Genomic DNA, 15,138 nt, shown 5'->3' with positions numbered 1-15,138 from the left:
ACGACACAGCAGGTAATGTAAGAAATAACTTCCGAGAAGGGACCACACCTCCGACATCGAATTGGTATCGCGCGGAACGGTACCCTCCTGTTCCGACAGCGCCACGCAGAGGAGCGTTTACAGCGGCAATGCTGGGGCTCTCGAAAGGCAGCCTCATCCTCCAAAAGCGGCACCTGGCGAGTCGCCTGATCATGTATGTGACGTTGCTCCTGGTTGCGGTGATGGCGGTGACCACCGCTATCGCAATCCGGAGCGAGAGCGTGCGCATCCTTGATCAAATGCGTAAAGATGGCGTCACGCTCGCAGAGTCGTACGCGCTCTCGATCGAAAACGCCATGGTGACCGACTCCGGCATCTCCCGCATCGTGGACGAGGCGAGGACGTCCGCGGGCGTAAGGTACCTGCGGATCTACGGCCAAAAGGGCCGGTTCCTCACCAGGGCCGACCTGCTCTCCGAGGAACAGGCTCCGCCCATGGATGTTTTCTCGCAGTTCGACGTGAGGCCGGAGGACCCGCTTCTCGCAAAGGTCGTGGAGACCCGCGCTCCTGCCGATGAACTGCAGCATCTCGCCTCGGGCGAAACGATCTTCCGGGTGATGGTTCCGCTCTACTTCTTCGGCAGCATGGTCGGTGCCGTCGAAGTTGGCATGGACCTCGGCACCATGCGAACGGCCATCCGTCAGGCGACACTGCAATCGGTGGCTCTGACCGTGGCTGCGATAATCGTAGGATCGCTGGGCGTCCTGTGGCTGGCGCTCAAGATCACGCGGCCGCTAAGCGTCCTCACGGCGGCTGCAAGGCGGGCAGCGTCCGGCGACCTTTCAACTAGGATCGATGCTCACACGGGCGACGAGATCGAAGATCTCGCTGCAGCGTTTAACGTGATGGCGGAGAATCTCGGCACGTCCATGGCGAATCTGAAGACAGCCTATCGCGAACTCGAGCGGCACACCGCCACCATTTGCGAACTCAAAGAGTACACTGACAACATCCTTGCCGCCATCCCCACAGGCGTGATAACCGTGGACGCGTCCGGCATCGTCACCACTGTGAACCCCGCGGCGTGCAGGATGCTGGACATCAACGACGGCGTGCCACCAGTGTCCTGTCCTGTCCAGCAAGCCCTTCGAAACCTCCCGCCCCTCGTGGACCTCGTTTCCGACTCCATGGCCGCGAGGAGATCCTGTCCCAGCCGCGAGATCTCGGTGGCGTCGCCTCATCGTGCCACGTTCCTAGTCAACACCGCTGTCATGACAGACCAGGGGGGCGGTTTCGCCGGAATAGCTGTCACGCTGCAGGACATCACCTGGCAGAAAGACCTTCAGGCGAAGGCTACGCGGCAGGACCGCCTTGCAGAATTGGGCCGCATGGCGGCGGCCATCGCCCACGAGGTCCGCAACCCCATCGGGTCCATCAGGTCTTGCGCCCGGTACATACGATCGAAAGCTGAGGATCGTGAGGTCTCCGAGCTCCTCGACATCGTTATAAAGGAGTCGGACCGCCTCAACCTGCTCGTTCAACAGCTCCTTGATTTCGCGCAGCCGCACTCCACCATGCCGAAGTTCACCGACATCGGAAGGATCCTTTCGGACATCGCAAGCCTGGTGGGTCCACGTGCCGAAGCAGGCGGGATCCGTGTGTCGCTCAGGCTGGCAGATATTCCTGGGTGCTTCGTGGACGAGGACAGAATCAGGCAAGCCTTTCTGAACGTCTGCATCAACGCTCTTGAGGCCATGGAAGGGATGGAGGCCTCCCCTGCGCCCCAAGCCTCCCAGGGCTCGGCGGAGGCGACGGATCGGACGTGGCGCAAGGAGACGGGCGAGTGTCCGCTGGAGGAAAGCCCTCGGGACCAGCGTAGCCTGGATATCGCCTGTTGCTATGACACCCCCTCGCGATCCATACGGGTCGCGTTTGCCGACACCGGACCGGGCATTGATCCTGACGTCCTTCCCCACATCTTTGAGCCTTTCTACACCACCCGAAAGCGTGGAACCGGGCTCGGCCTCGCCATCGTCAAGCAGATCGTGGAGGAACACGGCGGGAGCGTATCCGTGGTGAGTCCGTACCCGGCCGCGTGCGGGCACGGTGCGCTCTTTGAGATCTTGCTCCCCGCCCCATATGACTGCCTCACGACGTCCGAGGCGGGATGCGGCGTAAGCCCGAGGCCTTCCTCGGACACCCCGGAAGAAGGAGGAATCGTGCGTGTCTCTGGGGATACTCGTGGTAGACGATGATGATAGTCTCCGCACAGCCGTCACCATGATACTCCGGGGACGGGGCTATCTGGCCGACGCCGCTGCGGGAGCCCGAGAGGCCCTCGAGCTTCTCGAGAAGAAGCATTACGATGTCGTGCTCGTCGACCTTCGCATGGATGGGATGAGCGGCCTGGAGGCTGTTCCAAAGATCAAGGCCGTGGCCCCCCGGGCTGTGGTGATCATCATGACCGCGTACGGCACGATAAGAACAGCAGTCGAGGCCGTCCGTGCCGGGGCGTTCGACTATATCACGAAGCCCTTCGAGATGGACGAGCTCATTCTCGTGATAGAACAGGGCCTGAAAATGAGGGACCTCGCCGAAGAAAACGCCCGGTTACGCGGCAGGATGCTCGGGAGGAGCCCGTTCCCCGGCATGATCGGAACGTCCCCGGCGATGCGGCGGGTGTACGAGATGATTGCCAAAGTAGCTCCGTATGACGTTACCGTCCTCATCGTCGGCGAGTCGGGCACGGGCAAGGAGCTCGTGGCCCAGGCCATCCACGACAACAGCGCCAGGCGCGACAAGCCACTCGTCAAGCTGAACTGCGCTGCTGTGCCCGACACCCTCCTCGAGAGCGAGCTCTTCGGCCACGAGAAGGGCGCGTTCACAGGCGCGCAATTTCAAAGGCCCGGCAAGTTCGAGGTGGCAGATACTGGGACGATCTTCCTGGACGAAGTGGGGGACATGAGCCCCTCGATGCAGGCCAAGCTCCTCCGTGTGATCCAAGAGAAAGAATTCGAGCGCGTCGGCGGTCACGAGACCATCCATGTCGATGTGAGGATCCTGGCTGCAACCAACAAAGACCTCAGCCAGGCGGTTTCGAACGGCACCTTCAGGGAGGACCTGTACTATCGTCTGAACATCGTGACCATCGCCCTTCCGCCGCTGCGGGAGCGCGTCGAAGATATACCTCTCCTCGTTCAACACTTCGTCCAAATGTTCAACACCGCGTTTCACAAGGACTTCGAAGGGCCCTCGCCGGAGGCGATGGACCTCTTGATGAAGTACCATTGGCCGGGAAACGTCCGGGAGCTCAAGAACGTCATCGAGCAAGCAGTCCTCCTGGGCACAGGAAGCCGGATCACCCCGGAGCACCTTCCGGCCACGGTGCGCGAGCGTGCCGAGCGCAAGAACGCTTCCATAAAATCCATGGAGCGCGACCACATTCAGAAAGTCCTCGAGAGCTGCGGCTGGAACCAAAGGAAGGCTGCGGAGGTCCTCGGCATTCACAGGAACACATTGAGACGAAAACTCGAGGAGTTCAGCATAACTCCTCCCGCTGGCTCACCATAGGCATCAAGAATGGCGCAACAAGTCTTCTTTCTGTGTCTCTTCCCACAAGGCGCCAGAGCTGGCGCTGGCGGCGCTTGCACGACGCAGCGCCCAAGGTTTGGCCATCTCGCGCGCCACCTCAGATCCCAACGGTGCACACCGCAAGCGCGCCACCTCGGGGACTCACCAACCGCGCCTGCAGTTCGCGGCACCATAACGGTGCCACGGTGCACCAAAATGGTGCATTATAGCACCGCTTGCGCGTACGCTCCAAGGACGCCCGCAACGCGAACGAATCTCGCGGCCACGCGACTCCGCAGCACTTGTTTCGACGGGCGACCTCCGATGGCACAGGACATGCATCCTCTTTCTCGCGAGAGTCACAAATCTTACAGGAGGTGCGTATCATGAGAAACCGTGCTCTGGGTCGCTGTATAGCTGCAGCCATCGTAGCCGTTATGCTGCTCGGCCTTTGCACCGCGCTTGCCGCGGCGCAGGGGTCGCGGGAACTCGTCGTGTACGTCACTTTCCACGAGAATGAGGCGAAGCGTCTTTTCTCCCTCTTCGAGAAGGAGACCGGCATCAAAGTGAAGTACCTGGCGCTCGCGACGGGCCAGGCCGTAGCGAGAGTGGAGGCTGAGGCGGCCTCGCCTCAGGCAGACATCTTCCTCGGGGCGGGCGCGGAGAACCACGAAGCGATGAAGATGAAGGGTCTTCTCGCGAAGTACGTCTCGCCGGAGGCGGCGAAGATCCCTGCGGCGTTCAAAGACAAGGATGGGTACTGGACCGGGATTTATCTAGGGCCCGTGGCGATCATCGTAAACAAGGACCGGTTTGACGCGGAATGCAAGCCGAAGAACGTTCCAATGCCGCAGACATGGAAGGACCTGCTCCGACCGGAATTCAAAGATGAGGTCGTGATGCCTGATCCACAGCTCTCGAGCACGGGGTACACCTTCCTCGCCTCCTACCTCCAGAAGTACGGCGAGGCCGAGGGATGGGCGTTCTTCGAACAGCTGGACAAGAACGTGAACCACTACACGAAGAAGGGGCTCGCTCCGGCCCAGCTCGTCGCGACCGGCGAGTTCCTCGTGGGCATCAATTTCCTCCATGATCAGCTCCTCATGCAGAAGGCCGGGTTCAACGTGGAGATCATCGTGCCGAAGGGCGCTGGGTGGGAGATCGGGTCTGTCTCCATCATCAAGGGCGGCCCCAACCCGGAGAACGCCAAGAAGTTCATCGACTTCGTGATAGGCCAGAAGGCACAGCAATTGCATACCGACCTCACCATGAGGATCCCCACACGCCCGGACGTCGAGCTGCCGCCCGGTGTGAAGCCCCTGTCTGAGATGGATATCTTTGAGGGTTTCGACGTGATCAAGGCCGCTGCGGACAAGGACGCTCTCCTGAGCGTGTGGAGCAAGAAGTTCGCCCGTTGACAGTCAGGTTGCCTTAGCTGCGTCGCAATTCCTGAAGCACAGGCAGGGGGACCGCCCCGTGGGGCTCGCAGTTGGGCGCTGCGCCGGCGGCGGGCTCCCGGGGCGCCACCGCTCTCGTCCCCCTGCCGGTCTCCCTGGTCCTGACAGACGACATGACCCGGGCGGCGCATGGATGCGCGTTCCGCGCTGCACTCATACGTGTTGCGCCATGATGGGCGGTACCGTCGCCCGCTTCAGACGCGGACTCGCCTCGGTCGTCAAGCGCTGCGCGTCCGGAACGGAGGATAGCTGTGGAAACCTCTATCACTAAAGCTCAACAACACATGGGACAGTACAACCGAACGCTGACCCGCGCCCGTCAGATCGCGCGCGAGCCCGCCTTGTTGTTCGCTGTCGGTGGCTCCGTGGTGCTTCTCGCGCTGTTTCTCTTCTTGCCCCTCGGCAAGGTGCTCGCTATGCCTGGCCTTGCCGACTGGCTCGCCTACTTCGAGACGCCTCGTTTCGTCAAGGCCACGCTGAACAGCCTATTCATGGCGGTCATATCGACGGCGTCCGCCACCGTGCTCGGATTTGTGTTCGCCTATGCCGTGACTTACGTCGAGGTCCCAGGAAGCCGCTTCTTCCGGATCATCGGGCTCTTGCCGCTCATGTCACCGCCGTTCGTCACCGGGCTTGCTTTCATACTCCTCTTCGGGCGGCGCGGCCTCATCACGTGGACCCTCCTCGGCCTGAGACCGGATATATACGGGTGGAAAGGCCTCTGGGCGGTGCAGACGTTCGCTTTCTTCCCCACGGCGTACCTCTCTATATCGTCCGTGCTCAAGGCCGCAGGTTCAAGCCTGGAATTCGCCGCCGTGAACCTCGGGGCGCGTCGGTGGCGTGTTTTCAGGGACATCGTGCTGCCGCTCGCCACCCCTGGCATCGCAGGCGCTGCTCTCCTGGTCGCATCTGAAGTCCTTGCCGACTTTGGAAACCCGATGCTCATCGCAGGCGACTTTACGGTGCTCGCCACCGAATCCTACCTCGAGCTCATCACCAACTGGAGCCCTGCCCGAGCGGCGGTGCTCTCAACGGTGTTGCTCGTGCCCGCGCTCGCGGTGTTCCTCGTCCAACGTTCAATCGTGGAGCGGCGTTCCTTCGTGACCGTGACCGGCAAGCCTATCCAGGGAGGACGCGTGGGACCGGCGCCCTGGCTAAAATGGGGGCTTGCGGCGTTCTGCCTGGTTGTCGCCCTCTTCGTGGTAGCGATATACGGGGTCATCCTCGTGTGCGCGTTCGTGAAGACCTGGGGTGCAGACTTCACGCTCACCGCGTACCATTTCGTCATGGCGGTGGTCCACGGGAAGGAGCTTCTCAACAGCGTCATGCTCTCCGCTATGGCCGCTGCATTCTCAGCTCTCTTCACGGTCGTCCTGGCTTACGTGGTCCAGTTCAAGCAAGTGCCCGGCAAGGCCGCGCTGGACTTCGCCGCGGTGCTGCCGTCGGCGGTCCCAGGCACCGTGCTCGGCATCGGATACATCCTCGCGTTCAACTCCGGGCCTCTCGCCATGACAGGGACGGCTCTGATAATCGTGACGTTCATGGTATTCCACTACATGGCGGTCGGTTACAGGACCGCGTCCGGAATGCTCAAACAGATAGACAGAGGGATCGAGGAGGCTTCCACGAACCTCGGTGCCCACAGCCTGAGGTCGTTCTGGTCGGTGATGCTGCCCCTGATGAAGCCGGCGTTCACCACAGGGCTGCTGTACACCTTCATAAGGTCGATGAACTCCGTGAGCGGCCCCGTTTTCCTCATATCCCCGTCTTGGAAACTAGCGTCGGTATCTATCATAAACCTTGCAGACCACGGCTACTGGGGCCAGGCGAGCTCCCTCGGGGTTGCGGTGGTCGGATCGATATTCGTTGTCCTGGGTTTGGCAAGGTTCATCCTGGGCGAGAAGGTCAGACTCTTCGAGATGTAGGAGGACCCCAATGACGAACGCGCACACTGCACTCTCCGTGGAGCTTAAGGATGTCACGAAGTCTTTCGGACGGACCCGGGTGGTCGACAACGTGAACCTTCACGTGGAGCCTGGGAAGCTCACGACCCTCCTTGGCCCGTCCGGGTGCGGCAAGACGACGACCTTGCGCATGATCGCAGGGTTCTACGAGCCCGATTCTGGCGAGATACTCATCGGGGACAGGCGCGTGGACGTGCTCCCCGCCTACCTTCGCAATACCGCCATGGTCTTCCAGGACTACGCGCTGTTTCCGCACATGAGCGTGTTCTCCAACGTGGCCTATGGCCTGCGAATCCGGGGCGTAAGGCCCGAGGAGATCAAGAGGCGGGTTAACGAGGCGCTCGAGCTCGTCCAATTGGCCGGGATGGGTAACCGCTTTCCCGCCCAGCTCTCCGGGGGACAACAGCAGCGCGTCGCGCTCGCGAGGGCCCTCGTCATCCAGCCGGACGCTCTCCTCTTGGACGAGCCTCTCTCAAACCTCGACGCCAAGCTCAGGGAGGCTGTGAGGAGCGAGCTCCGCGACATCCAGCAAAGGATCGGCATCACGTCCATTTACGTGACCCACGATCAAGAGGAGGCGTTCAGTCTCTCGGATACGGTGGTGGTCATGAACGCCGGCAAGGTCCAGCAGGTTGGCACGCCCGAGGACATCTACTACCGGCCTGCGAACCGTTTCGTGGCAGAATTCGTGGGCACGACGAACCTCCTGAGCGCCGTCGTGCTCGGCGTGCAACGCAACCGCGTGACGCTGGCGACCGCCGGAACCACCCTCGTCGCCACGACTCAGGAGCGACGCTTCGTCCCGGGTCAGAGCGTGCTCCTCACGGTGCGCCCGGAATCGGTACGGATCATGACAGCCCCACGCCATCCCGGGACAGGGCTCCGAGGAGAAGGTGAAGCGGCGGGGGTAAACGTGCTGCCGTGTCAAGTCACGAAAGCAACCTTCCTCGGGAGCAAGGCCAGGTACACCGTGCGTCTGTCTCACGGCACCCTCTGGACCGTGGACGTCAGCGACCCAGGCACTGCAGTCGTGTCGTCGGGTGAAGCCCTCATCTCGTTTGCAGCCGAGAGGACGCACGTCATCGCCGGCGAGGCCTAGAGCGTTGATCCCACTCGGGCCTGTTGTGAGCGCGTCGCCCGAGCCAGGTCGAACCCCTGCGGGCTCGGCCATGCATCCGATCAAACTGCTCCACGGGACCACTCCTCTCCGCGCCGTACGCGACCATTCGGTACTTTCGGTACTTTGCTCAAGCTTCCGATCACGACTGCTCCCGAGACAAGCCGTTCCTAGGGCAGAATGAGCCTCATTAGTACGGCAGATTTCGGGCAGGCTCCTTGGAACTCAGGAGACTGCCTAACCTCCGGGAGGACTTCGCTTTCTGAAACCTTTTGGAACCCAAGCGAATGGAAGTACCATTGCGCGGTGGTCGTGAGCAGGTACACATGAGTCCCGCGCTCGAGCTTCGAGAGCTGCGCTGACACCAGGCGACGTCCCACATTCATGCGGCGCCAGCGGGGCAGCACGGCCACGGACCGCAGCAGAGCGGAGGACGAGTATCGCTCGAGTCCAGCCACCCCGACGATCGTGCTGTCCGGTGCAAGAGCGACGAGGAATTCATCGAAATGCTCCTCGACCCCAGCCACAGGCAACCCGGCGGTTTGGAGGATGCGGATGACAATGTCCAGGTCAGCCCCGCCCGCTTTGCGTATCTCCACGGCGCCATCGGGAAAGCCGCTCTTTGCCGCGGTCACAAGGGCGCTCGCGAGAACGGGCTCCTCCGGCGACGGGATCCGGCGTTCCTCCAGGTCGGACGGCACGGCCGCGTTCCCGTGCCCGCTCCCCGTCTTTCGCAGGCTGTCTTCCCCTGCCTCCGCGCAACCGCATGCCGTTGGCCGGGGCTTTCCGGCAACGCGCCGCGACATGCCCGGCTCACCGTGAGCTGGGGCAGGAGCCATGTCGACGGCATGCAAGATCTCTAGCCTTGCGCTGACAAAGCCGACCTCCTCAAGGAGTCTCGTGTATCCGTCGGCCTCGAGCGCTCCGCCGATGCACGATGCCCATGCCTGGGCGCTCGCTCGGACACTGGCAGACGGAGTGCCCAGCCAGACGATGTCGGCGACCGCGACGCGGCCGCCCGGACGAAGCACGCGCAAGATCTCCCTCATCGCTTGTTCCTTGTCTGTGGACAAGTTGATGACACAATTCGACACAACCACGTCGACGCTCTCGTCGGCTAGGGGGATGTCCTCTACCGACCCCTTGAGAAATGAGGCGTTTCGTACACCCGCCTTCCGCGCGTTGTCAGACGCCACCTTCAGCATGCGAGGGACGGGGTCCAAGCCGAAGGCCCATGCCGGGTCCACGCGCCGCGCGAGCGAGATAGTCTCAAGACCCGGGCCGCTCCCGATGTCAAGGAGCACCTCCCCAGGGTAGAGCGCAACGACCGACTCGAGACGCGCGCAGCCAAGGCCACTTTCCCCTACGCCCAGCCGGGTCTCGTCATCTACCACGTTCCTCCGCTTCTCGCTCGATCCCCCGTGCTGGTTGGCCCCACCTTCGCTGCAGCAGGCATTGCCTTGGGATTCCGGCGTGCAGCATCCCCCAGACCCGTAGGCCGACACGCCGCACCCGCAACTCGGTTTGGCGCCTTCTTCAAACCTCTTCGCCACGGCGTCGTAACGGGAAAGGATCGCCTGCCTGAGTTCGCCATCATTCACAGCAGCATCCCCCTTTCGTCCTCGGTGCAGGCAGGTACCCTTCATCTTGCAGCACTTCCACCAGCCGCCCGAGCGCCGCGAGTATCGCCCCTCGTTCAGCTTGAGGTATCCGCGATGCGAGAACACCTGCCCTTTCCGTCATCGTCCTGTCCACCTCGTCCCACAGGGCTTTCCCGTCGGAGGTCAGGTAGAGCCGCACTTGCCTGCGATCCTCGGGGTCTCCCGATCTCCTGAGCAACCCGCCCCGGACAAGGGCATCGGTTATCCTCGTCACAGCACTCGGATCCACCCGCAGGCGTTGAGCAAGCTCTCCGGGGGTCAGACCTTCCGCGCCCGCGATCTCACCCAGCGCGTGGCACTGAGACAGAGTGATCCCGCAGCACTCAGCATCCTCTCGGTCCAGCAGCCCGATCCCTCGAACCAGCCTCCTCAGAAGCTCCCGCATCTGCGCAGCGTATTCCACGTCCTCCATGTCTTCCATGACCACACCTCCCAGACACCAAATCCATGATATCAACAATGGTTGACTTAGTCAATTATCTCTGCAACGCCGATCGTGGGGAATGGCGAGGCCGGACAACCACGACCGCAATCGTCCTCCTGCAAAGCCGCGGACACCACGCGTCATCACGCGTCGTGCCCGGCCGTTCCACTCCGGCTGCCCATTGCACGGCAGTGTTCTTCCACGTATACTCCTCTTGGGAGGGGCCAACCTGCCCGCAGGCTCTCGGCGTCTTGCTGGCGAACGGACTCCGGTCGTGGTGGGCGCATCTCGTCTGCGAGGCGCGGAGGCAAAGTGACAGCTGCACAGGAGTTGTGCGACGAAAACGCGTTTCCGTAGCGCTTCGACATGAAGGAAGGGCGCAGCGCGCCGCACCGCCCGCAACCCTCCTCATCCTTGCCAGCGTGCGGATGCCGTGCAGATAACGCGCTGCCGCCGAGCGTGGAAGGCCGGGGAAGCTGGCGTGGGAGGGCTGAAAGCCAGATGTACGACAAGGTTCTTTATCATAACGCGACCATCTATACGATGGATCCGCGACGTCCCAGGGCGTCAGCCATAGGCGTATGCGGCGGCAGGATCACGGCCGTCGGAACGCGGGAGGAGGCCGAGTCCGCCCTGAGCGGGCACTACCGAAGCGTTGACCTACGGGGTCTTACCGTCGTGCCCGGATTCACAGACTGCCACATTCACTTCGTATGGTACGCCCTTGGCGCGCGTCGACTGAACCTTGATGGTGTCACATCCATCGGAGACATCGTCCGGATGGTCGCTGAGAGGGCGGCCCACGCGGGCCCCGGCGAATGGATCCTCGGTCACGGCTGGAACAAGAACATTTGGAGGGACGCGGTCCCACCGACACGCGCCCAGCTCGATGCGGCCTCTCCTGCGAACCCTGTCGCGCTCACGAGCAAAGACGGTCACAGCACGTGGGTGAACTCAGCCGCACTCGTCGCGGCGGGCGTGAACGAGAACACCCCAGACCCTGAGGGAGGCAGGATCGAGCGCGACTCACGCACAGGCGAGCCCACGGGCCTCCTCAGCGAAAACGCCCAAGCCTTGGTGGAGAGGGTCATCCCCGCCCCCAGCCTGGCCATGTGCGAAGAAGCTGTCGCGGCCGCCATACCGCGCGTGCACGAGCTCGGCGTGGTGGGCATCCACGATTGCGAGGATGGCCTTGCTTTCAGGACTTTTCAGACCATGGCGTCCAGGCGCGCGCTGGGGCTGCGGGTGTATATGATGATCCCCCGCTCCAACCTCGATCACGCCATCCAGCTCGGCCTGCAGACGGGATTCGGCGACGCGAACCTGCGCGTCGGGCCTCTGAAGGTCTTCGCCGACGGCGCTCTGGGATCCCAGACGGCGGCCCTGCTCGAGCCGTATCTGACCAACCCCGATAACACGGGGATCCTTACCACATCCCGAGAGGAGCTTGCGGAGATCATCTCGTGTGCGTCCGGAGCGGGAATCGCCGTGGCAGTCCACGCCATCGGCGACAGAGCGAACAGGATGGTCCTGGACGCGTTTGAGGCCGCCACCCGACACGCGGTCGCGGCGTCCGCGGGGGTCGCAAGCGCCGCAGGCCCGGCTGCCTCGGGCGGCATCGCGCGCGGTGGACGACTGAGGCATCGAATAGAACACGCGCAGCTCATACACCCGGATGATGTCCGCAGGCTCGCGGCCCTCGGCATCATCGCTTCGGTCCAGCCGATTCACGCTACCTCGGACCGGTACATGGCGGACCTGCATTGGGGCAAGCGGGCCTCCCTCGCCTACGCTTACAGGTCTCTCTCGAGCGCCGGGGTGCGCCTTGCGTTCGGCTCGGACGCGCCCGTTGAGGAGCCCAACCCCATCGAAGGGATCTTCGCCGCCGTGACGCGAAAGCGCACCGATGAGGTCTTGCTTCCGGGCTGGCATACGGAGGAATGCCTCACGGTGGAGGAGGCGGTCCGTGGTTATACGCTGGGCGCCGCGTACGCGTCAGGCGAAGAGGCGGTCAGGGGATCGATATCCCCGGGAAAGTTTGCGGACTTTGTCGTGCTTTCGCAGGACATTTTCGCCGTCCCGCCCGATGAGATCGCCAGCACGAAGGTACTTGCGACGGTCCTCGAGGGTCGTCCGGTCTTTGATCGGTTTGGGCTCGACGACTAGGCGAGCCACCGGGAACCGGGACTTGCCGCCCACCTCAGCACTCGCTATACCCACATGCCATGCACTTGAGGCAGCCCTCCACGTGGACAAGGTTCCACGTGCCGCACGAAGGGCACAGGCTGAAGAGCTTTGCTGACGCTGCATCGTCGTCGCCTGCGGCCGGGGCGGTTTCGCCCGACGCCCCCTCGCCATCGCACCGGTCAACCGCCTCGCCCCGCAGCTCGCGCAGGTACCCGTCGAGAAACCGCCCGATGGCGTCCGGGACGGACCTGACCCTGTTGGGCCCAAAGCCTATGCTCCTAGACCCTCCGATCCCTACCAGCTGGTCAGCGACCTCCTGGGGGTCGATCCCGGATCGCAGGGCGATGGAAACGAGCCTTGCTATCGCCTCTGTAAATGCGGCGACGTCGCTGCCTGCCTTCCCTATCTGCGCGAACAGCTCGATGGGGTGACGGTTCACGGTGTTGAGCGTGAGAAAGAGCTTCCCCAGGGGCGTCGCCTTGACGTCCGTGAACCCCTCCAGCCGGTCCGGCCTTTCTATCGGACGAATCTTCCCCCACACGCCGTTAACCCGGTGGCCGCCCACCCCTCGATCCTTCTCTGGGCCGGCTGGCCGCGCTGCTTCGGCTCCGCCTCTGCCGTCTTCGTGAGCCCCGCGGCGCCCTTCGATCGCGCCTTTCTTAGCCCCGACCGTTAGCACTTGTTCCTCACGGCTTCCGTCGCGATATACCGTGACGCCCTTGCAACCCAGCTCATACGCGAGGCGGAAGACCTTCTGCACGTCCTCGGGAGCAGCCTCGCGTGGGAAATTCACGGTCTTGGAGACCGCGTTGTCCGTGAACTTCTGGAACGCTGCCTGCATCATGACGTGCCATTCGGGTTCGATCTCGTGGGCCGTCACAAACGCCCGTCGAAAGTCCTCCGGGATGCCTGCGATGCCTGCGAGCGTGCCACGGCAAGCTATCTCCTCCATGAGATCCGGCGTGTAGATCCCGAGCTCCTTGGCGCGCGCCTCGAGCACGGGATTCACCTCGGGAAGCTCCTTGCGATCCAGAACATGCCTCGTGAACGCGAGGCTGAAGAACGGCTCTATTCCTGACGATGCGCCCGCGATTATGCTTATGGTCCCGGTCGGCGCGATTGTGGTGGTGGTGGCATTCCGCACGCGAAGGCCTTGCTCCTCGCGCCGGCTTCCCTTCCAATTCGGAAACACGCCGCGTTGGCGCGCGAGGTCTTCCGAGGCCTTGCGGCTCTCTTCCAGTATGAAACGCATGAGCCTTTCGGCGAGGGCCACCGCCTCGTCAGAATCGTAAGGCACCCCCATCTTAGCCAGCAGGTCCGCCCACCCCATCACCCCAAGACCGACCTTCCGGTTGCTCTTGTGCATGGCCTGGATCTCCGGCAGGGGATAGCGGCTGGCGTCGATCATGTTGTCAAGGAAGTGCATGGCCGTGCGAACAGTATCGCGCAACCCATCCCAGTCGATGGACGAGCCTACGTCGCCAGGCCCGAGCGTCACGCCGCCCTTCCCAACGAACCTTCCGACGTTGATGGAACCCAGGTTGCACGCCTCGTACGGGAGCAGCATCTGCTCCCCGCAAGGGTTAGTCGCTTCGTACATCCCCACGTTCGGGGTGGGATTGAACTCGTTCAGGCGATCGATGAAAATGACGCCCGGCTCGCCCGTGCGCCACGCGCACTCCACGATGAGGTCGAAGACGTCTCTTGCGCGGAGCCGCCCTGTGACCTGGCCGCTGCGCGGATTGACGAGCTCATACTCGCCGTCGCGTTCCAGGGCCTCCATGAACTTGTTGGTGATCGCGACCGAGATGTTAAAGTTCGTGACTTGGCCAGGCTCGTTCTTGACCGTGATGAACTCCAGGATGTCAGGGTGGTCAACACGGAGGATCCCCATGTTCGCCCCCCGCCTTACGCCCCCCTGCTTCACGGCTTCTGTGGCCGCGTTGAAGACCTTCATGAACGACACCGGCCCGGACGCCACTCCGCCCGTGGTCCTGACCACGTCGTTTTTCGGTCGCAGCCTGCTGAATGAAAAGCCCGTGCCGCCGCCCGACTGGTGGATAAGCGCCGCATGCTTCAGAGTATCGAAGATGCTCACCATGGAGTCCTCGATAGGAAGCACGAAGCACGCCGAAAGCTGCTGAAGCTCCCGACCAGCGTTGCTGAGAGCGGGCGAGTTGGGCATGAACCTACCCTCAACCATGAGGCTGTAGAACGCTACCGCGGTCGCGGCGAGCGACCGCGAGGACTCAGCCACTAGTCGCTCGATTTCAGCCCACGACGCCACGACCAGGCCGCGCGCCGCCATGTCCTCGAACGCGTGTCTGAGCGCGGCCCAGTCCCACGGCGTGAGGTCGGAGATGAAGTCGCCAGTCTCGAACTCTGCGGCATCCACCTCTGCGGCATCCACGGTCAAGTCTGTAGGCAGCTCGGCGGGTTCGTCCCCAGGCCGCCTGTACACCCGGGGATCGTAGAGAGCGTCCACCAGCGCGATGTTCCTCGCCACGCGCCAGAACATCTCCCTCGGGGTCTCGACGACCCTCCCGGTCTCGTCCTTTCTTAGATACCTGCTCTCAAGGACGGCAATTGCGTTTTCGGAGAGCCGCGGCTCTGGCAAGGACAAACACAAACTCACGCCAACCCCTCCTGCAAAACCCGGGATCCCGAGTCACTCGCCTGACCCGGTGACCCCAGCCCCCGGCACGCTCTTCTCGCGCGACAAGGCGCGCTGCTCTTTGCGTGTCGCGCGCGCGTGTCGGGCGATCTCCCATCCGGTCGA

General features: G+C 63.0%; 9 protein-coding genes. 6 read left to right on the top strand and 3 right to left on the bottom strand.

Annotated features, from left to right (window positions below; genetic code table 11):
- Positions 1–128: 128 nt before the first annotated feature.
- The 5 genes from GX515_00820 (at position 129) to GX515_00800 (ending at position 8,069) form a co-directional block, all read left to right on the top strand.
- Complete coding sequence (locus GX515_00820) at positions 129–2,234, top strand: HAMP domain-containing protein (protein ID HHY31554.1); 2,106 nt, start codon at positions 129–131, stop codon at positions 2,232–2,234.
- A complete protein-coding gene (locus GX515_00815; protein ID HHY31553.1) occupies positions 2,203–3,549 on the top strand; it encodes a sigma-54-dependent Fis family transcriptional regulator in 1,347 nt (448 codons plus the stop codon). Before GX515_00820 ends, GX515_00815 begins: the two co-directional genes overlap by 32 nt.
- 386 nt (positions 3,550–3,935) lie before the next feature.
- The gene (locus tag GX515_00810) at positions 3,936–4,967 is read left to right on the top strand and encodes an ABC transporter substrate-binding protein (protein ID HHY31552.1); all 1,032 of its coding nucleotides are present in this window, start codon (positions 3,936–3,938) and stop codon (positions 4,965–4,967) included.
- A gap of 290 nt (positions 4,968–5,257) precedes the next feature.
- Positions 5,258–6,931, top strand: coding sequence for an iron ABC transporter permease (locus GX515_00805; protein ID HHY31551.1), 1,674 nt, complete (start codon positions 5,258–5,260; stop codon positions 6,929–6,931).
- A 10-nt stretch (positions 6,932–6,941) separates the two neighbouring features.
- Positions 6,942–8,069 (top strand): ABC transporter ATP-binding protein, encoded by a 1,128-nt coding sequence (locus GX515_00800; GenBank protein ID HHY31550.1) that lies wholly within the window; start codon positions 6,942–6,944, stop codon positions 8,067–8,069.
- 188 nt (positions 8,070–8,257) lie between these two features.
- Here GX515_00800 and GX515_00795 read toward each other — a convergent pair whose 3' ends face one another.
- Both GX515_00795 and GX515_00790 read right to left on the bottom strand, forming a co-directional pair.
- On the bottom strand, positions 8,258–9,688 hold the full coding sequence (locus GX515_00795; protein ID HHY31549.1) for a GNAT family N-acetyltransferase: 1,431 nt from the start codon (positions 9,686–9,688) through the stop codon (positions 8,258–8,260).
- Positions 9,681–10,169, bottom strand: coding sequence for a MarR family transcriptional regulator (locus tag GX515_00790; protein ID HHY31548.1), 489 nt, complete (start codon positions 10,167–10,169; stop codon positions 9,681–9,683). Before GX515_00790 ends, GX515_00795 begins: the two co-directional genes overlap by 8 nt.
- A 504-nt stretch (positions 10,170–10,673) precedes the next feature.
- Here GX515_00790 and GX515_00785 point away from each other — a divergent pair.
- Complete coding sequence (locus GX515_00785) at positions 10,674–12,338, top strand: amidohydrolase (protein HHY31547.1); 1,665 nt, start codon at positions 10,674–10,676, stop codon at positions 12,336–12,338.
- Positions 12,339–12,372: 34 nt separating this feature from the next.
- Here the strand turns inward: GX515_00785 and GX515_00780 are convergent, their stop codons facing one another.
- Positions 12,373–14,994: a vitamin B12-dependent ribonucleotide reductase gene (locus tag GX515_00780; protein ID HHY31546.1), complete on the bottom strand. Its 2,622-nt coding sequence runs from the start codon at positions 14,992–14,994 to the stop codon at positions 12,373–12,375.
- Positions 14,995–15,138 lie beyond the last annotated feature (144 nt).

It is taken from the genome of Bacillota bacterium (assembly GCA_012842395.1).
Taxonomy (GTDB): Bacteria; Bacillota; SHA-98; order UBA4971; family UBA4971; genus UBA6256.
This window is presented reverse-complemented; position numbering and strand designations above follow the sequence as displayed.